Raw genomic sequence first — 21,378 nt, forward strand, 5'->3', positions numbered from 1 at the left:
GAGACATCATGCGACTGAGAATCGCTCTGGCTGCGGCGGTATCCGCTGTGGCGCTCGTGGTACCGGCCTGTAGCGGCGGGTCCACCAACACCGGCTCCGCCGAGGACTACCCGTCGGAGACGCTCGACTGGACCGTCGCCTTCGGTCCCGGCGGCGGCAACGACCTGATGGCCCGCCAACTGGTGAAGATCATCCAGGAAGGCGGCCTCTACCCCAACGACATCGCCGTCGAGAACCGCGAAGGCGGCAGCGGCGCCACCGGCTGGGGCTACCTGCTGTCGCAGAAGGGCAACCCCTACAACGTCTCGACCACGTCGGGCTCGTTCCTCACCACTCCCCTGCAGGCCGACCCGGGCTGGACCTACGAGAGCTTCACCCACGTGGGTCTGCTGGCCACCGACGACGCACTGCTTCTGGTCAACGGCAGCAACAACATCGAGACCTATGAAGACTGGGTCGACTACGCCAAGAACAAGGGAACCGTGGTGGTCGGCGGAATCGGCACCGTCAACGTCGATTTCATCCTGCAGTCGCTGATTGCCGAGCACGCCGGCTACGAGATCGAGTACGTGCCCTACAACGAAGAGGGCCAGGTCCAGACCTCGCTGCTCTCCGGTGCGCTCGACGCGATGATCTCCAACCCCGGATCCATTTTGGGTCAGGTCGAATCCGGTGACATGCAGCCAGTGCTGTTCACCGGCAACGAGCGCCTCGAAGCGCTGCCGGACGTGCCGACCGGTGAGGAGAAGGGCATCACCGATCTGCCGTCCATGCCGCGCGGGCTGATCCTGCCGCCCGAAGTGCCCGACTACGCCAAGGACTGGTGGATCAAGACCATGCAGGAAGTGGTCAAGTCAGAGGAATGGCAGACCTTCCTGGCCGACAACTACCTCACCGAGGACCTCAAGTGGGGCGACGACTTCACCAAGTACCTCGAAGAGACCACCAACGAATTCGAAGAGACGCTCAAGGAGCAGGGGGCGCTGTGACCACAACATCTCATGCGGCCACCTCCGGCCCGGTGCCGGCAATGAGCGTGGCCGCCGCGAAGCCGAAGCGGGAGGTGAACTGGCCGAAGCTGGCTTTCCTCGGCATCATCCTCCTGGCGTTCGCGTTCTACACCGAACAGGCCATGGGCATGGAGTGGCGCACGGCGGCCGGTCGGATCGGCCCCGGCTTCTTCCCCCGCATCCTCGGCGGTGTCGCCATCGCGGTGACCGTCCTGGCGCTGATCACCGAAGTCCTGGCCAAACCGAAGGAGAAGAAAGAGGTCGACGCGGTGGAGGCGGCCGAGGAAGCCGCCGAACCTGATCTGGGCCGCCACCCGGTCACGCTGGCCGCGTTCGTCGTCGCCGCCGCGGTGTTCGTCGGCCTGTTCGGCGTGCTGGGCGCCGCGCTGTCCGGCATCCTGTTCCTCGCGGCGACGCTGTGGTTCCTGGATCCCGAACATCGCATCCGCTCGGTGATCATCGCGGTGGCCGTCCCCGTCCTTCTCTACCTCGCCTTCCAGACCGGACTCAATGTCGGTCTGCCACAGGGCATTCTGCCGATCGGCTAAGGAACTTTCATGGGTCAATTGTTGGATGGGATCTATGCGATCCTGACGCTGCAGAACCTGCTTCTGCTCGCCGGCGGTGTGCTCATCGGCATGGTGGTCGGCGTGATCCCCGGTGTGGGACCGTCGGCCGGCCTGGCGATCCTGTTGCCGGTCACCTTCGGACTGGATCCCACCGGAGCCATCGTGATGCTGGCCGCGGTCTACTACGGCTCGATGTACGGCGGCACCATCACCTCCGTGCTGATCAACACTCCGGGTGAATCCGCGACCGTGGCAAGCACATTCGACGGGTATCCGCTGGCCAAGCAGGGGCGGGCCGGGCCCGCTCTGGTGATGGCGGCCATCGCCTCGTTCGTCGCGGGCACCATCGGCGCGGTCCTGCTGTCGTTCGCCGCACCGATCACCGCGGAGTTCGCCAAGACCTTCGGGCCGCCGGAGTACTTCCTCATCGTGATGGCCGGCCTGCTGACCGTCATCGTGATCCTCAAGGGCAACAAACTCCTCGGGGCACTGTCGGCGCTCATCGGTTTCGCGATCGGCACCGTCGGCATCGACATCGGTGGCGGAGAGCAGCGCTACACCTTCGGGTCGGTCAACCTGATCAACGGCATCGACTTCATCCCGGTGGCCATCGGCCTGTTCGCCGTCGGTGAAGTGCTGCACACGCTGTGGCGTGGCGGGCACCTGGAGAAGCTGGACTTCTTCGGAGTCTCCGCACGCAGTCGCGGATTCTGGCCCAACAAGAAGGATTTCAAGGAGTCCACCGGCCCGGCCCTGCGCGGTTCGTTCCTCGGATTCGGGGTGGGCGTCACACCCGGCGCCGGCGCCACCATCGCCTCGCTGATGGCCTACAACGTCGAGAAGTCGGTATCCAAGACACCGGAGAAGTTCGGCAAGGGTGCCATGCCCGGTCTGGTGGGCCCGGAAGCCGCCAACAACGCGGCCTCCTCGGGCGCCATGGTGCCGCTGCTGACACTCGGCATCCCCGGCGGCGGTGCCACCGCGGTGCTGCTCGGCGGCTTCCTGATGTGGGGCCTGCAGCCCGGTCCGCTGCTGATGACGCAGAACCCGGAGTTCGCCTGGGGCCTGATCGCCAGCATGTTCCTGGGTAACATCATGCTGCTGCTGGTCAACGTGTTCTGCATCCCCGGTTTCGCGAGCATCGCCCGCGTGCCGTTCCGGGTGCTGGGTCCGATTGTCCTGCTGCTGTGTGTGCTGGGCACCTTCGCGGTCAACAAGAGCCTGCTCGACGTCCAGATCATGCTGGTGTGCGGTGTTCTCGGGTTCTTCATGCGGATCTACGGATTGTCTCCCGCAGCCCTGGTGATCGCGCTGGTTCTCGGCCCGCTGGCCGAAGAGACGCTGCGCCAGACCATGGTGATCTCCGGTGGCAGCCTGGGTGTGTTCGTGGAGCGCGGCACCTCGGTGGGCATCCTGTGCTTCATCGTGTTCCTGTTCCTGATCCCGGTGATCAAGACACCGCTGAGAAACGCGACAAACAGTGCGCTGCAGATGATCTCGTACAAGAAGCGGGCCCAAGCCGCAGCCGAGAAAGAGAAGGAGTCCGTCTGATGAGCAGAAGACCGCTGGCCGACGTTCGCGTGGTCGACCTCAGCCGGGCGCTCGCCGGACCGTACGCCACCATGATGCTCGCCGATGCCGGCGCCGACGTGGTGAAGGTGGAACCACCCGGCGGTGACGACAGCCGCGGCTGGCTGCCCTATGTCGAGCGCGACGGCCACCGCGAGTCGGCGTACTTCATGAGCGCCAACCGCAACAAGCGGTCGGTGGTGTTGGACCTGAAGTCCGACGACGGCGCCGACAAGCTGCGCTGGCTGGTCAGCCAGGCCGACGTTCTGGTGGAGAACTACCGGCCGGGGGTACTGGACCGGCTCGGTTTGGGACTCGAGCAGCTGCGCGAGCTCAATCCGCGGCTGATCACCCTGTCGATCACCGGCTTCGGTAGCGGTGGCAAAGACGGCAAACGGCCCGGCTTCGACCAGATCGTGCAGGCCGAAGGCGGTCTGATGACGCTGACCGGTCAACCGGGCAGCCCGCCGAACCGGGTGGGCCTGCCGATCGCCGACATCCTGGCCGGCATGTTCGGTGCTTTCGGTGTGGTGACCGCGCTGCGCGACCGCGAGAACACCGGTCGTGGCCAGCACATCGACACCTCGCTGTTGGCCGCCGTCGTGGGTGTGCACGTTTTCCACGGCGTCGGCTGGCTGGCCGCCGGTGTCGAGCCGGTGATGACAGGCAACCGGCATCCGTCGATCGCGCCGTACGGTGTGTTCGGTTGTGGCGACGCAGATATCGTCATCGCCGTCGGCTCGGAGTCGCTGTGGAAGCGGTTCGCCCCGATCGTGGGCCTGGACCCCGACCGCGCCGATATCGCCACCAACATCGACCGGGTGGCCCGGGCCGAGGCGCTGCAGAAGGAAATCGACGACCTGCTGGCCGACCGCTCCGCCGACGAGGTGCTCGCCGCCCTCGACGCCGCGGGTGTGCCGGCGGGCCGCATCCGCACCATCCCCGAGGTGTATGACTGGCAGCACGTCCGTGATTCGATGGTGTTGACGTTGCCGCATCCGACGCTGGGCGATCTGGACGTGCCCGGTTCCCCGCTGAACCTGTCGGAACATCGCGAGCCGCGCCGCGAGGCACCTCCGGGTCTGGGTGCACACCAGGACGAGGTCTTTTCTGAATACGCTCATGCACAGGGGTTTTGATGACCAGTAATCGGGTGGCCGTCGTCGGTGGCGGAATTGTCGGGATCGCGATCGCCCGCGAGATCCTCAACCGTCATCCCGACGCCGAAGTGACCGTCTTCGAGAAGGAGGACCGCCTCGCCGCACACCAGACCGGACGCAACAGCGGCGTCGTGCACGCCGGGCTCTATTACGTACCGGGTTCGGCCAAGGCACTGCTGTGCCGTCGCGGTGTCGGGCTGCTCGAGGAGTTCTGCGCCGAGCGCGACATCCCCAACATCGCCTGCGGCAAGGTGCTGGTGGCGCTCAACGAGGTGGAACGCGGCCGGCTTGCCGACATCGAGGAGCGGGCGATCGCCAACGGCGTTCCGGGGATCCGCACCATCGGGCCCGACGAACTCCGTGAGATCGAGCCCCACGTCCGCGGTGTGGCCGCTCTGCATTCGCCGTCCACCTCGATCGTCGACTACGCCCAGGTGACCCAGGCGCTGGCGGTGGACGCCTCGGCAGCGGGCGCCAAGATCCTGCTCGGGCATGAAGTCATCGGGCTGCGCCCCGCCGGTTCGGAGGTGGTGGTGACCGCCCGCACCGACGGTGGCACCTCGGAGAACGCGTTCGACCAGGTGGTGGCGTGCGGCGGTCTGCAAAGTGACCGGCTGGCCGAATTGGCCGGCGACGGACCCGATCCGGTGATCATGCCGTTCCGCGGCGAGTACTGGGCGCTCAAACCCGAGAAGCGGCACCTGGTCAACGGCCTGGTGTATCCGGTGCCCGATCCGCGGTATCCGTTCCTCGGTGTGCACGTCACGCCACGGGTCGACGGGCAGGTGCACATCGGGCCCAATGCGGTGCTGGCGCTGGCCCGGGAGGGCTACAACTGGCGTACCGTTTCGCCCAAGGACCTCGCCGGAGTGGCCCGCACGCCGGCGTTCTGGCGTTTCGCGAAAGTGCACTGGCGCACCGGAATCCGTGAGATGTACGGATCGCTGAGCAAAAAGCGGTTCGTCGCGGCGGCCCGCGCGTACGTCCCGGACATCGAGGACGACGACGTGGTGCCCGGTCCCGCCGGTATCCGCGCCCAGGCGCTCGACGCCGACGGCGGCCTGGTCGACGATTTCCGGATCAGCATCCGGGACCGGATCGTCGTGCTGCGCAATGCCCCGTCCCCGGCGGCCACCTCAGCGCTGGCCATCGCCGAGCACGTTGTCTCCACCATCGACGCATCGGAGATCTGAGACGTGAGCGCTTTGTTTCCCGGTCTGTGGGGCGTACTGGCCACCCCGTTCGACGACGGGCTCGCCGTTGACCTGGAGTCGTTCCGGAGTGAACTGAGATCGTTCGCGGCCGACGGCTGCGACGGTGTGGTGGCGCTCGGGGTGTTCGGTGAGGCGGCGTCGTTGAGCGACGAGGAAGCCGACGCGGTGGCACGCACGGTGGCAGGAGACTCGGATCTGCCGTTCGTGCTGGGGTTGTCCGAACGTGACCCCGACGGCGTTGTGCGGCAGGCGCAACGACTGCTGGCGGTGACTTCGCGGCCGCCGGTGGCCCTGATGGCGCAGATTCCCGACGCCAACCCTGCGGTGGCCGCCGAATCGTTGCGGCGCCTGTATGACGCGACGGGGGTGGGCATCCTGATCCAGGACTATCCGGTGGTGTCCGGGGTGTCGGTGTCCGACGAGCAGGTGGTGGCGCTGGTCCAGGCCTGCCCATTCGCGGTGGGCGTGAAAGCCGAGACGCCGCCGACGTCGGTCGCCATCGCCCACCTCGCCCCGCGCGTCGGCGTGCCGGTGTTCGGCGGCCTGGGCGGGGTGGGTCTGCTCGACGAACTGGCGGCAGGCTCGGCGGGTGCGATGACGGGCTTCAGCCATCCGGCGGTACTGGCGGCAGTGCTGCGCGCCTACCGCGACGGTGGATTCGTCGCCGCCCGTGAGGTTTTCGCGCCATGGCTGCCACTGGCCAATTTCGAAGGCCAACTCAAGGTGGGCTTGGCGATCCGTAAGGAGGTGCTGCGCCGCCGCGGTGTCATCGCCTCGAGCCGGGTCCGTAAACCCGCCCGCACATTGCCGGCGTCGCTGGTGCCGATGCTCGACCAGCACCTGGCCACCCTGCCCACCTACACAGCCCGATAGAGAGAGAACAGCCAAACATGGATCTCGGTATCACCGGACGGACCGCCCTGGTGCTCGGCGCCAGCGGCGGCCTCGGCTCCGCCATCGCGGAGCGGCTGGCTCAGGAAGGCGCCCAGGTGGCGGTGGCCGGCCGGTCCAGTGAGGGATTGGCCGCCACCGTCTCTCGCGTCGAAGCAGGAGGCGGCAAGGCACTACCCGTGGTGTGGGATCTCGGCGACCTCGACCGGGTGGACGCCGTGGTGTCCACGGTGGAACAAGAACTCGGTGGCGTCGACATCCTGGTGAACAACACCGGCGGCCCGCCCCCTACCCCGGTGGCCGGCCAGGACACCGCGACATGGCGGACCAGTTTCGAACAGATGATCCTGTCCGTCATCGCGCTCACCGACCGGGTGATTCCCGGTATGCGCGAACGTCATTGGGGCCGCGTCCTGACGTCGACGTCGTCGGGGGCCCTGACCCCCATCCCCAACCTGGGCCTGTCCAACACCCTGCGCGCGAGCCTGCACGCGTGGTCGAAGACACTGGCCGAGGAGGTCGGAAAGGACGGCATCACCAGCAATGTGATCGTGCCCGGCCGTATCGCCACCGACCGCACCCGCTTCCTCGACGAGAAGCGGGCCGGCCGGGAGAACCGCAGCATCGAGGAGGTGGCCCGCGACAGCGCGGCCACCATGGCGTTGGGCCGGTACGGCCGTCCCGACGAGTACGCCGATGTCGCTGCCTTCCTGTGCAGCGACCGTGCCTCCTACATCACCGGGTCCGTCGTCCGCGTCGACGGCGGACTGATCCGCAGCATCGTCTGAACACACACTCACCCAAGGAGTTTCATGCGTCTCCGTACTGTGGAGGTGGCCGGGCAACCGACCGCCTGCATCTCGTTGCCCGACGGCCGCCTCGCCCGGGTCGATCAGGTCCTGGCCGGTGGGCCCAGCGATTTGATGTCGCTGTTGGAAACCGGCCGGATCGGCGAGTTGGCCACCGCTGTGAACGCCGGCGTCGACGACAGCCACTGCGTCGACCCGAATGCACCGGTCCTGGCACCGTGGCGCAGCCCGCGCAAGATCTTCGGCATCGGGTTGAACTACGGCGCACATGCCGGCGACCTCGGAGAGACCGCGCCCCGCACCACGCCCGCGTCGTTCCTCAAAGGTGACCACACCATCGTCGGCCCCGGTGAACCGATCGTCGTTCCCCCGAACATCGGGAAGGTCACTGCCGAAGCCGAACTGGGGTTGGTGATCGGGCGCACCTGCTACCAGGTGGGCGTCGAGGAGGCGATGGAGTACGTAGCGGGTGTGGTACCGGTCCTGGACCAGACCGCCGAGGGCATCCTGCTGGAGAACCCGCGGTACCTGACCCGGGTGAAGAACTATCCGACGTTCTTCTCGTTCGGGCCCGACCTGATCACCCTCGATGAATTGCTGTCGCACGGCCCGTTGGAAGACTTGCAGGTCAGCACCATTCACAACGGCGCCGTGCACCGTAAAGACACGGTGTCCGGGATGACGTTCTCCCCCGCCGAACTGCTCAGCTTCCACAGCCAGGTGATGCCGTTCTACCCCGGCGACATCCTGTCCACCGGCACGCCGGGTGCGGTGGGCATCGTGCCCGGTGACACCGTGCGCTGCGAGCTGGGCGACGGGCTGGCCGAGCTCACCAACCCGGTGGCGTGAATGGGGTAGTCCACTACGCCACGGGGGTGCGGCGGTTCGTGTGACGCTTCCACCATGAAGGTCGGCGTCGGTGCGCTCCCGGTCAACACCCGGTTCGGGCCGACGCCGTTTGTCGAGGGTCCTTACCGCGCCGCGGCAGCAGCGCGGGTGGACTCCTTCTGGGTACCGGATCATCTGAACGCGCTGGTACCGCGGTCCGTGATGACGAGTCAGTACAGCGGCGCGGCTCGGCTGGTTCCCAAGATCGACGCCTGCCTGGAACCCTGGACGGTGCTGGGACACCTCGCCGCGCGGCACCGGCGATCCCGCATCCGGCTCGGAACCGGCGTCACCGATACCGGCCGCCGGAATCCGGCCGTCACCGCGCAAGCGGCGGCCACGCTGGATCTGCTGACCAAAGGTCGCGCGATTCTGGGAATCGGCACCGGTGAGCGCGAGGGCAACGAACCCTACGGCGTCGACTGGTCGCGGCCGGTGGCCCGGTTCGAAGAAGCACTGGCCACCATTCGGGCGCTGTGGAATTCGGGCGGAGAGCTCGTTACCCGGGACTCGGAGTTCTTCCCCCTGCACAATGCCGTTTTCGATCTGCCGCCCTACAAGGGGAGCCGGCCCGAGATCTGGATCGCCTCCCATGGACCCCGGATGCTGCGGGCCACCGGCCGCTACGCCAACGCCTGGTTTCCCGGGATGATCGTCGACCCCCGGAAATACGCGACCGGACTGGAGAAGGTCAGATCCGCCGCGGAAAACGCGGGACGCGACCCGCAAGCCATCACCGCCGCGGTGTGGCTGTTCGTGGTCACCGGTCGCAGCCGCGAACAGGTGAACGAGGCGTTGGAGTCGACGGCTTTGAAGACCTTCGCGCTCAACATTCCCGCGGCGGTGTGGACCGAGCACGGTGCCAGCCACCCGATGGGCGACGATTTCGGGGGTGCGCAAGACCTGATTCCACAGATCCTCGACGAGGCGACGGTGTTGAAGTACCTCGCCACGGTGCCCTCGGCGCTGATGCAGTCGGTGCTGCTGACCGGCCGCCCCGAGGACGTGCTCGAGCAGGCACGGGTGTGGCGTGATCACGGCGTGCAGCACATGGTGGTGTGCGATATGAGCGCACTCCAGCCCAGCCTCCGGCGCGGCATGGCCGCGATGGTGCCTTTTCAGCGGATCCTGCGTGGTCTGCGCACGCTGTGAGAGTTTCAATCTGGCGTATTCAAACGGTGGACAGCCGAACCCGACAAGGCCAGCATCGCGCGCATGGCTTTGGACATCAAGAAACTCGGTGCGCACATCGGTGCTCAGATCGACGGCATCACCCTCTCGGGTGACCTGGACGCCGACACCGTGGCCGCGGTCAACGCGGCGCTGCTCGAGCACAAGGTGATCTTCTTCCGCGATCAGCATCACCTGGACAACGACGGTCAGCTGGCGTTCGCGCGACTGCTCGGCACCCCCACCATCGCCCATCCGACCGTGACCTCGCGCGGCCACCAGGTACTTCCCATCGATTCGCGTTACGACAAAGCCAACAGCTGGCACACCGACGTCACCTTCGTCGACCGCATTCCCAAAGCGTCCCTGCTGCGGGCGGTCACCCTGCCCGAGTACGGCGGCACCACGGTGTGGGCCAACACCGAAACCGCCTACGAGCAACTGCCCACCCCGCTGCGGGCCCTGGCGGAGAACCTCTGGGCCGTGCACACCAACCAGTACGACTATGCCGCCGAACACCCCTCCGACATCGACGAGACGGTGCCCGACTCCACCCGCGAATACCGCGAGGAGTTCGAATCCACCTACTTCGAGACCGAGCATCCGGTGGTGCGGGTACATCCCGAGACCGGGCGCCGGGTGCTGGTGCTGGGCCACTTCGTGAAGCGGTTCGTCGGCCTGGGCTCGGCCGAGTCGCGGGCGCTGTTCGATCTGCTCCAGGCGCGGGTCACCCGGTTGGAGAACACGGTGCGGTGGAACTGGCGGCTCGGCGACCTCGCCATCTGGGACAACCGCGCCACCCAGCACTACGCGGTCTCCGACTACGACGACCAGTACCGCAGGCTGAACCGGGTCACGCTGTCCGGTGATGTGCCCGTCGACGTCTTCGGTCAGCCCAGCCGGGTCATCGCCGGTGACGCGTCGCACTACTCGCCGATTCTGCAGGCGGTTCCTGCCTGACCTTTATCGTGGACGGGTGGCCCGAGAACGTGAGCAGGACGCCTGCCCAGGCGCCCTCCAGGTGCACCAGGCCGCCGACGGCGCCCTGATCCGAATCCGGCTGCCCGGCGGTATGCTGCACGCCGGTCAGCTGGAAGCTCTGGCGCACGCCGCGGCTGAACACGGCTCGGCGGCTCTGGAGCTGACCTCACGCGGCAGCGTGCAGCTGCGTGGTATCGCCGACACCGCACCGGTGGCCGCCGCCGTGTCCGAGGCGGGCCTGCTGCCGTCACCCACCCACGAGCGGGTGCGCAATATCGTGGCCTCGCCACTGTCTGGGCGCATCGGGGGCCTGCTCGACGTGCGGGCATGGGTCAGCGAGCTCGATGCCGCTGTCTGCGCCGACCCGGCGCTGGCCGGACTGCCCGGGCGGTTCTGGTTCAGCCTCGACGACGGCAGCGCTGACGTGTCCGGGCTGCACGCCGACGTCGGCGCCCACGTCCTCGACGAGCAGACCGTCGCTTTGCTGCTGTCGGGCACCGACACCGGGGTGCGGCTGCGCCCCGAGCAGGTGATCCGCACCCTCATCACGGTGGCGCGCCGGTTCGTCGAGATCAGGGAAAACAGTTGGCGGGTCAGTGAATTGGCCGATACCGGGGAGCTGCTGCGGGGTTTGGCCGTCGACGCCGAACCCGGCCGGAGCTGGCCCGCACAGACCAAGGGCCCCATCGGGTGGCTCGGGCAGCGTGACGGCCGGATCGCACTCGGCGCGGGCGTGCCGCTCGGGGTGTTGCCGTCGCGGACCGCGGAGTACCTGGCGGCCATTTCCGCACCGATCGTGATCACGCCGTGGCGCTCGCTGCTGGTGTGTGACCTGTCCGAGGAGATCGCGGACGTCTCGCTGCGCGTGCTCGCGCCACAAGGGCTGGTGTTCGACGCAAACTCGCCGTGGCTGGATGTCAGCGCGTGTGTGGGCAGCCCAGGCTGTGAACGCTCCGCCGCCGACGTGCGTGCCGATGCGACCGCGGCCGTCGAGTCGGGCGAGTTGGGCAGTGGACACCACCACTACGTGGGCTGTGAACGGGCCTGCGGCAGCCCGTCGACCGGACAGGTGCTGGTGGCCACCGGCGACGGTTACCGCACCCGCTGATCGGGTGCTTCCGCGAAGCCGGCCCGGCAGTCGGAGAAGCTGCCCCGTCCGATCCGGCTGTTGTGCACTTCGAGGCCCACCACGGCAGCGGTCAGCACCGGGGTGTCGATGCCGTGCCGCTCGGCCCGCTGCGCCAGCTCGCGCACCACAGCGACCTCGACGGGGCGACCGGCCATCAGGTCGCGGTACATCGACGGCCCGAAACGCGAGGCCGGATCGGTGAGTGTGTCGCGCAACGCTGCCGGAATGTCCGGCCCACCGTCGGCTGCGGCGACAGCGCCGACCTCGCGCAGAATCCGCTCGGCGACGGCAGGACCGCCCGGCGCGGATACGACGTCGCCGATGGCGCCGCGCGCCAGGCACGTGAGCACCGCGGTGGAGGTGATGAACATGAACTTCACCCACAGCGCGTCTCGGATGTGGTCGACCACGCCGACGTCCACACCAGGGACCGTGAACTCGGATACCAACGGCGACAACGACTCCGGCGGTGCATCGTCGAGCGTTCCGAGCTGCAGCTCGACACCGGGGCTGATGACGTCGACGATCCCGTCCGACGCCAGCGATGTCGCCATCCGAGCGGCGGCACCTACCGTACGGACGTCACCGAAAGCCTGGGTGAGACAGTCGATATGCCGCAGGCCGTTGGTCAACGCCAGCACGCGCGTGTGCTCTGCCACCGCGGGAATGATGTCGCCGATGGTGTCGGCGACGGCATCGCTGCGCACCGCGAGCACCACGATGTCGAACGGGAAGCGAAGCTGGTCGCGGGTGAGCGACGGGATCTGCACACCGGTGACGGTGGATCCGTCCCGCAGTGCGACGCCGCGGGTGGTGTCGCGCACCAGCAGCGTCACATCACGACCGCCGGCGCTCAGCAGCGCGGCAAGGTATCCGCCGGTGGCACCCGCCCCGACGACCAGGGTTCTCATGCCGGCTGACCGGCGAAACCGTCTGCGGCGTCCACGCCGAGCGCCCGCAGTAGCGCAACCACTTTGGCGTCGAGGCCACGACCTACCGCGGTGATGTCGTCATGACCGAGGCTGCCGAAGGCATCACTGGGCCTGTCCATACTCCAGACCGCGTTCCCGGCGTCATCGCTGTACACCAGCACCCGCAGTGGTGCGTACAGCAGCGCGTGCGGATCGTGGCGGAACATGCTCTCGGCAATGACGTGATTGCCCAACAGGTACTCCACAGCTCTGGTCCGATGTCCGGCCAGGGCCAACAGAGGCGACGCGTCGATCGTCGCGTACACCATCAGTTGATGCGGTGCCATCTCCGCCACCGCCGCCTCCACATCGGGCCAGGAACCGCCCACGTCGGCGATGCACTGGAACGGGCCGGGATCGAAGGCCGGCGCTGCCCGCTCGAAAGCGGCCCGGAATTCGTCGTAGGGAATTCCCGTCGCGACATCAACCCGAGTCATGACGTGGTCGGTGGTGTTGATTTCGGCAGCGTCCATGGTGCACCTCCAATGTCATGGTTCAGTGAATGAACCACCTCATGGCCAGAATATGGTTCAGTCAATGAACCCGCAAGGTGTCACAATGGAGATGTGGCTCTCCCCCGCGAATACACCACCGAGAACTGCCCGATCGCCCGGTCACTGGAGATCGTCGGCGAGCGGTGGACGCTGCTGATCCTGCGTGACGCGTTCTACGGCGTGCGCCGGTTCAGCGACTTCCAAGTTCACCTGGGAATCCCCAAAGCCGTGCTGTCTCAGCGCCTTTCCCGGCTGACACAGGAGGAAGTACTGACCTCCGAGGACGGGGAGTATGCGCTCACCGACAAGGGCCTGGCGCTGTGGCCGGTGCTCGACGCGCTGGGCAACTGGGGTGGCCGGCACTACCTGGATGCCGACTACCGCCGCGCGTTCGAGCACGTCGACTGCGGTGGACGCGTGGTTGGCGGCGTGTGCAAGGAGTGCGGGGAACGCCCCCAGGTCGCCGACCTGATCACGGTGGCACCCCGAAAAACGCGGGTGCGCCGCGACGACCCGGTGAGTATCGCTTTGCAGCAACCACACCGGATGCTCGAGCCGGTCAGGGTTTCTGCACCACCCACTGAGTGATCGGCACTTCGGTGCGCCAGCGGGTGGTGTCGCCTTCCGAGTGCTGAAAACGACGCAGCCGTCCGCCGAGGCGGGAGTGCAACGACAAGAGTGCGACCTCACCTGCGGTGGTGTCGGCGTTGGCGACCAGCCTGCCGCCGGACCGCAGATTCTCGAAGCTCCTGGTCAGCAGCATGTACCCGACGGCGCCGCCGTCGACGAAGATCGCCGTCGGTCTCTGCACGCCGTCGACGCCACTTTCACTCAGGGTCGCCTCCCTGAACGCTCGGGGCGCCTCGCCGCGCACTTCGATGTCGACGCCGTGCCTGAGGGCGTTGTCGATGATCCGCTGCCGGCGCACCTCATCCTTCTCGAAGGCAATGGCCTGACACCGTGGCGCGCCACGACACCATTCGATCGCCATGCTGCCGGCGCCGGCACCGACGTCCCACAGCAACTCGCCGGGTTTCGGCGCCAGAGCGGCCACGGTGATGGCGCGGATGGACTGGGTGCTGATGTGCACCGAAAACGACCTTCGCCCCTGCCAGCTCGGTGCGTGAGGTTTGGCCGAGCCCGGCCATCCCGTCGGCCCCGATACCGAGGATCACCACCCGCCTGGTGCTCATCTGGGCATCCTGCGCCAGACCGACTGCGGCAGCAACCGCATCACGAAGGCAAGCACCGCCAAGGAGCCCGGCACCCACACCGACCGCTTGCCTTTCGCCAGAGCGCGAGCGGCCGTTTCCGCCACTTGCGGCGGCGTGCTGGACAGCGGCGCAGGATCCATCCCCTCGGTCATCCGGCCGATCACGAACCCGGGCCGCACGATCAACAGGTGCACCCCACTGCCGTGCAGCGCGTCGGCCAGCCCTCCTGCGAACCCGTCGAGTCCCGCCTTCGCCGAGCCGTACACGTAGTTGGCCCGGCGCACCCGGTTACCGGCGATCGAGGAGAACACCACGATCCGCCCACGGGCGGCGGCCCGCATCCGGTCGGCAAGGTGGGTCAGCAGACTCACCTGGGCCACGTAGTCGGTGTGCACGATGGCCACCGCATGGTCGGCGTCGGTCTCCGCGCGGGCCTGATCACCGAGGATGCCGAACGCCACCACCGCGGTGCCGATGGGTCCGTGCTCGGCGACGATCTCGTCGAGGATGCGGCGGTGGCTACCGAGATCGTCGGCGTCGAACGCCAACACGTGCACGGACTGCGCGCCTGCCGCCGTCAGCGCGGACACCTGCGCATCCAGAACGTGACCACCGCGGGTGGTCAGCACCACGGCGTTTCCGCGTGCCAACCGCAGCGCGAGCTCGGTACCGATCTCGCTGCGTCCCCCGAAAATCACCACCACACCCGTGTCCTCCACACCAGCGATTATGTCCTGCGCTAGCGTGGGTGCCGATGGCGAACGCAACGACCCGGCTGACCAACGACGCGCTGGCTTTTCTGACCGAGCGCCACCTCGCCATGCTGACCACATTGCGGGCCGACGGCTCCCCGCATGTGGTAGCGGTCGGATTCACCTTCGACCCCAAAACCCACATCGCCCGCGTCATCACCTCCGGTGGCACCCAGAAGGCGGTCAACGCCGAACGCGGTGGTGTGGCGGTACTGAGCCAGGTCGACGGCGCTCGCTGGCTGTCGTTGGAGGGCCGGGCCAGCGTGCTCACCGACGCCGAATCGGTGCGCGATGCCGAACTGCGCTACGCCCAGCGCTACCGCACCCCGCGGGTCAACCCACGCCGAGTGGTCATCGAGGTTCACATCGAACGCGTGCTGGGCAGCTCCGACCTGCTGGACCGCTCGGGTGGGGGCTAGCACCACTTCTTGAGTGCCGCTAGCGGCGTAGCAGCGCCGTTGTCTGCACGGCACCATCGACTGCGCAAGGCCACACCGCACCCGAGGCCACTTCACCAAGGAGCAGTCGATGACCACCAGAGTTCGCGAAGATCTGATTCTCTCCCATGCCGAATTCACCGCGGACGTAGAAGTTCGTTTCAACGATGTGGACATCGCCGACTGGCTGAAAACCCTTCCCACACACGAATATCAGCGCTGCGCGCCCGGAGATCACAAGGCGGCCGGCTACACGACGGACGACGACGGCACCCCGATGTCGATCAACGTGGAGATGATCGGTACCGGCCTGGTGGTACAGCAGTACCGCTTCGAGGTCGCCGATCCGCACTACTGCAAGATGGTCTCCCTCTCCGATGTGTTGACACCCCACGGGTGGACGTCGACACAGGTGGTCTGGGAACTGAAGATGGAGCGGCTCGACGGCGAGCACTGCCGTTACACCAACACCGTGACGTCGCACCCCACCGAGCACTTCCTCGATTTCATCGGCCGGCACGGCCAGACATTCGAGGAGGCCGCCGCGGCGCGGCAGGACGCATCGGGGCGCCACTGCGCCGTCGAGACGCCCCTGTACGCCGAAAGCATTGCCCGACGGGCGATCTCACATTCCGCCTCCAGCGCCGCCTGAAGGGCTGATGATGTCCTCCGCAGTTCTGTTCGACCATCCCGGTGAGCCAGAGGTCTTGCGCTGGAGTCCGGTCGATCCGCTGGTGCCCGGCCCCGAGGAGGTGGTGATCAGCGTGCACGCGGCCGGTGTCAACAACGCCGACCTGCTGCAGCGTCGCGGCCGTTATCCGGTGCCTGCGGGTGCACCGCGACCGCTGGGACTGGAGTGCGCCGGCATCATCACGGCAACGGGAGCCGATGTCAGCGCCTGGTCACCGGGTGATCGGGTGTGCGCCCTGCTCGACGGCGGGGGCTACGCAGACGAGGTCGCGGTGCTCGCCACGCAGGTGATGCGCGTTCCCGCCGGGTTGACGCTGCTCGAGGCCGCGGCGATACCGGAAGTGGCGTGCACGGTGTATTCGAATCTCGGTATGGTCGCCGGACTGACCGCAGGCCAGAACGTCTTGATCCACGGCGCCGGCGGCGGTATCGGTTCCTTCGCCATCCAGTGGGCCAAAGCCATTGGGGCACGGGTCATCACGACGGCGGGCAGCGACGAGAAGACCCGGGTCGGGCGGGAGTTGGGCGCGCAGACGGCGATCAACTACCGCAGGGAGGATTTTGTCGCTGCGACGCTGGCCGCCACCGACGGCCGCGGCGTTGATGCGATCCTGGACGTGGTGGGTTCGGATTACCTGTGGCGCAACGTCGAATGCCTGGCCGCCGACGGCCATCTGGTGATCATCGGCGGCTCCACCACGCCGGCTCTGTTGGATCTGGGTCTGCTGATGTCGAAACGGGCCAGTGTCACGGCCACCATGCTGCGGGCGCGACCGGCCGGCCAGAAAGCAGACATCGTCGCCCGGGTCAGGAGCGAGGTCCTACCGCTCTACGAGGCCGGAGCGCTGCGGGTACCGGTGGACACGGTGGTCCCACTGGCCGAGGCATGGCGCGCCCATCAGCTGCTGGAGTCCAAGAAGACCGTGGGCAAGGTGATTCTCGACAACCGCCCCTAACCTTCGACGGGCACCACGATCAGATCGTGCGGTCGGGTGTTGAGGGGTTCGGCGCCGTCGGCGGTGACGATCACGATGTCCTCGATGCGGGCACCCCATTTACCCGGGAAGTAGATCCCGGGTTCCACGCTGAACGCCATGCCCGGCTCCAGCGGAAGGCTGTTGCCCGCGACGATGTATGGCTCTTCGTGTACCGACAGCCCGATTCCGTGGCCGGTGCGGTGTACGAAGTACCCGGCCAGCCCGGCCTCGGCCAGCTCGTCGCGGGCCGCGGCGTCCACCTGTTCGGCCGTGACACCGGGGCGCACCGCGTCCACGGCTTTGCGCTGCGCGCGCTGCAGGACCGAATATTGTTGAGCGACTTCCGGATTGGGTTCCCCGAGGCTGTAGGTGCGGGTGGAGTCGGAGTTGTAGCCGGGCTCGTACGGTCCACCGATGTCGACGACGACGATGTCGCCGGCCTGCAGTTCGCGGTCGGAGACCTCGTGGTGCGGGTCGGCGCCGTTCGGGCCGGAGCCGACGATGATGAACGCCGCGGCCGAGTGCCCTTCGGCCAGAATGGCTTTCTCGATGTCGGCGGCGACGTCAGCTTCGGTGCGGCCCGGCACCAGGAACTCCGGTACGCGGGCATGGACCCGGTCGATCGCCGCACCCGCTTTGCGCAGGGCGTCGATCTCGCTCGCGTCCTTGATCATCCGCTGCGCGCGAAGGACATCGGTGGCCAGTACCGGTACCACGCCGAACTTCTCGGCCAGCGGCAGCAGGTGCAGCGCGGGCATGGCGTCGGTGACCGCGACCTTCACGGGAGCCTCGCCCAAGACCTCCGCCACCAGCGCGTACGGATCGTCACCGTCCACCCAGTCGCGCACCGCAAGCCCGAGCTCGACGACGGCGGATTCCTTGAGTGAGGCCAGCTCCATCCGGGGCACCACCACCGTCGGCTCCCCCGCCGCCGGAATCACCAGCGCGGTCAGCCGCTCGAACGTCTCGGCGCGCGAACCCGCCAGGTAGCGCAGGTCATAGCCCGGCGTGATCACCAGGCCGGCCAGCCCGGCCTGGCCCGCGGCCGCCGCGGCGGCCTGCAACCGGTCGGAGTAGACGGTGGATGCGAAGCGACTGGAGCTCATCCAGTCAGGCTAGCTTGCCGCTCCCGCGCCGGTCTGGTCGGAGGATTGAGTGGCCACCAGAACCAGCGGCCCAGCAGCGCGGCGATCGACGGCACCATGAACGAGCGCACCACGAAGGTGTCGAACAACAGGCCGATGCCGATCATCGTGCCCATCTGGCCGATGGTCTTGAGATCGCTGACCACCAGCGACGCCATGGTGAACGCGAACACCACACCGGCGATCGTGACGACGCTGCCGGTACCGCCCATGGCGCGGATGATGCCCGTCTTCAACCCGCCCGGTATCTCCTCTTTGAACCGGGCCACCATCATCAGGTTGTAGTCGGCACCGACCGCCAGCAGCACGATCACCGCCATCGGTACCACCATCCAGTGCAGTGGCAGCCCGATGATGTACTGCCACAACACCACTGAGAGTCCGAACGAGGCACCCAGCGACGTCAGCACCGTTCCGACGATCACCATCGCCGCGACCAGGCTCTTGGTCACCAACAGCATGATGGCGAAGATCAGGCACACCGAGGCGATCCCGGCGATCAACAGGTCGTACTTGGAGCCCTCGGACAGGTCCTTGTAGGTGGCGGCCATGCCGCCCAAGGACACCCGGGCGTCCTCCAGAGGGGTGCCCTTGATGGCCTCGATCGCGGCGACCTTGATGGGTTCCACCCGGGACAGTCCCTCGGGGGTGGCGGGATCGCCGCGATGCGAGATGATCATCCGCACCGATTTGCCGTCCGGGGAGACGAACAGGTCCATCGCGCGCCGGAAGTCGGGATTGTCGAAGACCTCGGGCGGCAGGTAGAACGAGTCATCGTTCTTGGCCGCGTCGAAGGCCTTGCCCATCTCGGTGGCGCCCTCGCCGGCCTCGTCCATGGCCGAGTACATGCCGTACATGGTCTGGTGCATGGTCAGCATCATGTGCTGCATGTTCTCCATGGTGGAGATCATGGGCGGGAACTGCGCCAGCATCTCCGGCATCAGCGCGTTCATGTCGGTGAAGCCGAGCACCATCCGGTCCATCTGATCGGTGATCACGCTGATCCCGTCCAGGCTGTCGAAAACCGAACGCAGCGACCAGCACAACGGGATGTTGTAGCAGTGCGGTTCCCAGTAGAAGTAATTGCGGATGGGCCGGAAGAAGTCGTCGAAATTGGCCATGGTGTCGCGCAGTTCCTTGGCCGTGTCCTGCAGATCGTTGACGTCGATGAGCATGTCGGTGGTGATCCCGGACATGCGCGTCATGATGCTCTGCATGTTCTTCATGATCTGGATCGTGTTGCCCAGATCCTCGGCCTGAGCCTTCATCTCGTCGAGCCGGTCGAACATGAACTCCATGTTCTGTGCCATGCCGACGCCCTGCATGCTGATCATGAACGGAATCGAGGTGTTCTCGATCGGCGTGCCCTGCGGCCGGGTGGGGGCCTGCACCCGTGAGATCCCCTGCACCGCGAACACGGCCTTGGCCACCTTGTCGAGCACCAGGAAGTCCGCCGAGTTGCGTAGATCGTGGTCGGCCTCGATCAACAGGATGTCGGGGTTCATCCGGGCGGCCGAGAAATGCTCGTCGGCGGCGAGATAGCCCTCGTTGGAGGGAATGTCCTGCGGAATGAACTGCTTGTCGTCGTAGCTGGGCTGGTAGAACGGCAGCGCCGCCAAACCGACCAGGGCCACGGCCAGCGAGGCCAGCAGGATCGGCACCGGCCAGCGCACCACGGAGGTGCCGATGCGGCGCCAGAACCGGATTCGCATGGCCCGCTTGGGTTCCAACAGACCGAACCGGCTGGCAATGGTGATGACGGCCGGGCCCAGGGTCAGCGCGACGGAGACCGCGACCAGCATGCCCACCGCACATGGGATACCGAGACTCTGGAAGTACGGCATCCGGGTCAGGCTCAGGCAGAACGCCGCACCGGCGATGGTCAGCGCGGAACCCGCAATGACATGGGCGGTACCGCGGAACATCTCGTAGTACGCAGCCTCGGGGTCGGCGCCCGCCGCGCGCGCCTCTTGGTAGCGCCCCACCAGGAACACCACGTAATCGGTTCCCGCCGCGATCGCCATCGCCACCACGAGGTTCACCGCGAACGTCGACAATCCGATGACCTGGAAATGGCCCAGCGTCGCGACCGCACCGCTGGCCGCCGCGAGCTGGATTCCGACGACGACGAGCCCGATCACCACGGTGACAATGGAGCGGTAGAAGAACAGCAGCAGCACGATGATGACCGAGAAGGTCACCACGGTGATCAGCAGGACCGTGCGTTCGCCGGCGTGGTTCAGGTCGGCCTGCAACGCGGCGGGCCCGGTGACGTGGACGGTGACCCCGGCCGGCGGCGGGACGGCTTCGACGGCGGCGCGCACCGCGTCGACGGACTCGTTGGCCAGCGTCTCGCCCATGTTGCCCGCGAGGAACAACTGCACGTACGCGGCGCGGCCGTCGGTGCTCTGCGCGCCGGATTCGGTCAGCGGGTCGCCCCAGAAGTCCTGGACGTTCTGGACGTGAGCGGTGTCAGCCCGCAAGCGCTCGATCAGTCCGTCGTAGTACTCGTGGGCATCCTCACCGAGGGGTTCGGTGCCCTCGAGGACTATCAGGGCGATGCTGTCGGAGTTGGACTCCTCGAACACCTTGCCCATCTGGGTCATCGCCTGCAGCGACGGCGCGTCAGTGGGGTTCAGCGGCACCGAGTTCTGGGCGGCCACCGTTTCCAGCGGTGGGATCAGCACCGCGACGGCCGCGACCAGCGCCACCCAGCCGATCACGATCGGGACGGCCAGGCGCCTGATCCAGCGTGCCAGCGCCGTGGGTTCGGCGTTCACATTCTGCTGCGCTCGACGCATCAGGTGGACTTCGCCAGGCAATAGACGTAGGCGCTCACAGCGCTGGTGCTCCGCTCATCGTGAACCTTGCCGTCAGAGGTGATGCGGCAGCCGATGTAGTCGGAGCTGCCCTGGGCGACGATGTTGGCCGCCATGGACGGCGCGTTGGTCTCGAGCTCGATCGACCAGGGCAGCGTCGCGCCGTCGACCTGCACCGGTTCGCCGTCCGGGTCCAGATAGTTGATGTCGGCGGTGGCGCCGGGGTTTCCGAACACCTCGTAGGTGACCCGTTTGGGGTCGGAGTTGGTGCCGGCATCGACCATGCTGCCGGCGTACGTCGGTAACTGTTCTGAGCCGAAGATCCCCCGTACCCGTGACACGGTGAATCCTCCGAGAGCGAGAACCACCACCAACACCAGCGGCAGCCACACGCGTTTGAGCACGGTGACGATCGCAGTTCCCTTCTCCGAGGACTCGAGCCGCTGGGCCGGGTTGAGTGTGAAGCAAGGCTAACCTATGGAACCCGCC

The 21,378-nt window shown here is 67.1% G+C and carries 22 protein-coding genes; 15 read left to right on the forward strand and 7 right to left on the reverse strand.

Annotated features, from left to right (window positions below):
• Positions 1-8: 8 nt before the first annotated feature.
• From NL241_RS20825 to cobG, 11 genes are all read left to right on the forward strand, one after another.
• Complete coding sequence (locus NL241_RS20825) at positions 9-989, forward strand: Bug family tripartite tricarboxylate transporter substrate binding protein (RefSeq protein WP_494394917.1); 981 nt, start codon at positions 9-11, stop codon at positions 987-989.
• Positions 986-1,558 (forward strand): tripartite tricarboxylate transporter TctB family protein, encoded by a 573-nt coding sequence (locus NL241_RS20830; protein ID WP_494394918.1) that lies wholly within the window; start codon positions 986-988, stop codon positions 1,556-1,558. Before NL241_RS20825 ends, NL241_RS20830 begins: the two co-directional genes overlap by 4 nt.
• 9 nt (positions 1,559-1,567) lie before the next feature.
• Positions 1,568-3,130, forward strand: coding sequence for a tripartite tricarboxylate transporter permease (locus tag NL241_RS20835; protein ID WP_487694869.1), 1,563 nt, complete (start codon positions 1,568-1,570; stop codon positions 3,128-3,130).
• On the forward strand, positions 3,130-4,287 hold the full coding sequence (locus NL241_RS20840) for a CaiB/BaiF CoA transferase family protein (protein ID WP_487694870.1): 1,158 nt from the start codon (positions 3,130-3,132) through the stop codon (positions 4,285-4,287). Before NL241_RS20835 ends, NL241_RS20840 begins: the two co-directional genes overlap by 1 nt.
• On the forward strand, positions 4,287-5,501 hold the full coding sequence (gene lhgO, locus NL241_RS20845; protein ID WP_487694871.1) for an L-2-hydroxyglutarate dehydrogenase: 1,215 nt from the start codon (positions 4,287-4,289) through the stop codon (positions 5,499-5,501). The genes NL241_RS20840 and lhgO overlap by 1 nt, the downstream gene beginning before the upstream one ends.
• Before the next feature lie 3 nt (positions 5,502-5,504).
• On the forward strand, positions 5,505-6,395 hold the full coding sequence (locus NL241_RS20850) for a dihydrodipicolinate synthase family protein (RefSeq protein WP_494394919.1): 891 nt from the start codon (positions 5,505-5,507) through the stop codon (positions 6,393-6,395).
• 17 nt (positions 6,396-6,412) lie between these two features.
• Positions 6,413-7,201 carry an SDR family oxidoreductase gene (locus tag NL241_RS20855; protein WP_487694874.1) on the forward strand — a complete coding sequence of 263 codons (789 nt, stop codon included), beginning with the start codon at positions 6,413-6,415 and terminating at the stop codon, positions 7,199-7,201.
• Positions 7,202-7,225: 24 nt separating this feature from the next.
• A complete protein-coding gene (locus NL241_RS20860) occupies positions 7,226-8,071 on the forward strand; it encodes a fumarylacetoacetate hydrolase family protein (RefSeq protein WP_487694875.1) in 846 nt (281 codons plus the stop codon).
• Between the two features lie 54 nt (positions 8,072-8,125).
• Entirely contained in the window at positions 8,126-9,262 is a 1,137-nt protein-coding gene (locus NL241_RS20865) for an LLM class flavin-dependent oxidoreductase (protein ID WP_494394920.1), read from the forward strand.
• A gap of 63 nt (positions 9,263-9,325) precedes the next feature.
• Positions 9,326-10,240, forward strand: a complete 915-nt coding sequence (locus tag NL241_RS20870; RefSeq protein ID WP_494394921.1) for a TauD/TfdA dioxygenase family protein — start codon at positions 9,326-9,328, stop codon at positions 10,238-10,240.
• A 16-nt stretch (positions 10,241-10,256) separates the two neighbouring features.
• Positions 10,257-11,369, forward strand: coding sequence for a precorrin-3B synthase (gene cobG / locus NL241_RS20875; RefSeq protein ID WP_494394922.1), 1,113 nt, complete (start codon positions 10,257-10,259; stop codon positions 11,367-11,369).
• On the opposite strand, the gene NL241_RS20880 is transcribed toward cobG, so the two are convergent.
• Entirely contained in the window at positions 11,354-12,301 is a 948-nt protein-coding gene (locus NL241_RS20880) for a ketopantoate reductase family protein (protein ID WP_494394923.1), read from the reverse strand. The genes cobG and NL241_RS20880 overlap by 16 nt on opposite strands.
• On the reverse strand, positions 12,298-12,834 hold the full coding sequence (locus NL241_RS20885; protein ID WP_494394924.1) for a DUF302 domain-containing protein: 537 nt from the start codon (positions 12,832-12,834) through the stop codon (positions 12,298-12,300). Before NL241_RS20885 ends, NL241_RS20880 begins: the two co-directional genes overlap by 4 nt.
• Before the next feature lie 93 nt (positions 12,835-12,927).
• Between NL241_RS20885 and NL241_RS20890 the strand changes: the two genes are divergently transcribed.
• Positions 12,928-13,443 carry a winged helix-turn-helix transcriptional regulator gene (locus NL241_RS20890; RefSeq protein WP_494394925.1) on the forward strand — a complete coding sequence of 172 codons (516 nt, stop codon included), beginning with the start codon at positions 12,928-12,930 and terminating at the stop codon, positions 13,441-13,443.
• Here the strand turns inward: NL241_RS20890 and NL241_RS20895 are convergent.
• Positions 13,415-13,945, reverse strand: a complete 531-nt coding sequence (locus NL241_RS20895) for a bifunctional cobalt-precorrin-7 (C(5))-methyltransferase/cobalt-precorrin-6B (C(15))-methyltransferase (protein ID WP_494394926.1) — start codon at positions 13,943-13,945, stop codon at positions 13,415-13,417. The genes NL241_RS20890 and NL241_RS20895 overlap by 29 nt on opposite strands.
• 99 nt (positions 13,946-14,044) lie before the next feature.
• Positions 14,045-14,788: a decaprenylphospho-beta-D-erythro-pentofuranosid-2-ulose 2-reductase gene (dprE2, locus tag NL241_RS20900; protein ID WP_494394927.1), complete on the reverse strand. Its 744-nt coding sequence runs from the start codon at positions 14,786-14,788 to the stop codon at positions 14,045-14,047.
• A gap of 29 nt (positions 14,789-14,817) precedes the next feature.
• Here dprE2 and NL241_RS20905 point away from each other — a divergent pair, with 29 nt between their 5' ends.
• The 3 genes from NL241_RS20905 (at position 14,818) to NL241_RS20915 (ending at position 16,904) form a co-directional block, all read left to right on the forward strand.
• The gene (locus tag NL241_RS20905) at positions 14,818-15,240 is read left to right on the forward strand and encodes a F420-dependent biliverdin reductase (protein ID WP_487694887.1); all 423 of its coding nucleotides are present in this window, start codon (positions 14,818-14,820) and stop codon (positions 15,238-15,240) included.
• Positions 15,241-15,349: 109 nt separating this feature from the next.
• Positions 15,350-15,910: a hypothetical protein gene (locus NL241_RS20910; RefSeq protein ID WP_494394928.1), complete on the forward strand. Its 561-nt coding sequence runs from the start codon at positions 15,350-15,352 to the stop codon at positions 15,908-15,910.
• A gap of 10 nt (positions 15,911-15,920) precedes the next feature.
• Positions 15,921-16,904 carry an NAD(P)H-quinone oxidoreductase gene (locus NL241_RS20915; RefSeq protein WP_494394929.1) on the forward strand — a complete coding sequence of 328 codons (984 nt, stop codon included), beginning with the start codon at positions 15,921-15,923 and terminating at the stop codon, positions 16,902-16,904.
• Here the strand turns inward: NL241_RS20915 and NL241_RS20920 are convergent.
• Genes NL241_RS20920 through NL241_RS20930 form a run of 3 tightly spaced genes read right to left on the reverse strand, consistent with a single transcriptional unit; the run spans position 16,901 to position 21,293 of the window.
• On the reverse strand, positions 16,901-18,031 hold the full coding sequence (locus NL241_RS20920) for a M24 family metallopeptidase (RefSeq protein WP_494394930.1): 1,131 nt from the start codon (positions 18,029-18,031) through the stop codon (positions 16,901-16,903). The genes NL241_RS20915 and NL241_RS20920 overlap by 4 nt on opposite strands.
• Entirely contained in the window at positions 18,028-20,871 is a 2,844-nt protein-coding gene (locus NL241_RS20925) for an MMPL/RND family transporter (protein WP_487694891.1), read from the reverse strand. Before NL241_RS20925 ends, NL241_RS20920 begins: the two co-directional genes overlap by 4 nt.
• Complete coding sequence (locus NL241_RS20930) at positions 20,871-21,293, reverse strand: MmpS family transport accessory protein (RefSeq protein WP_487694892.1); 423 nt, start codon at positions 21,291-21,293, stop codon at positions 20,871-20,873. Before NL241_RS20930 ends, NL241_RS20925 begins: the two co-directional genes overlap by 1 nt.
• Positions 21,294-21,378 lie beyond the last annotated feature (85 nt).

Source organism: Mycolicibacterium sp. SMGY-1XX, assembly GCF_059132455.1.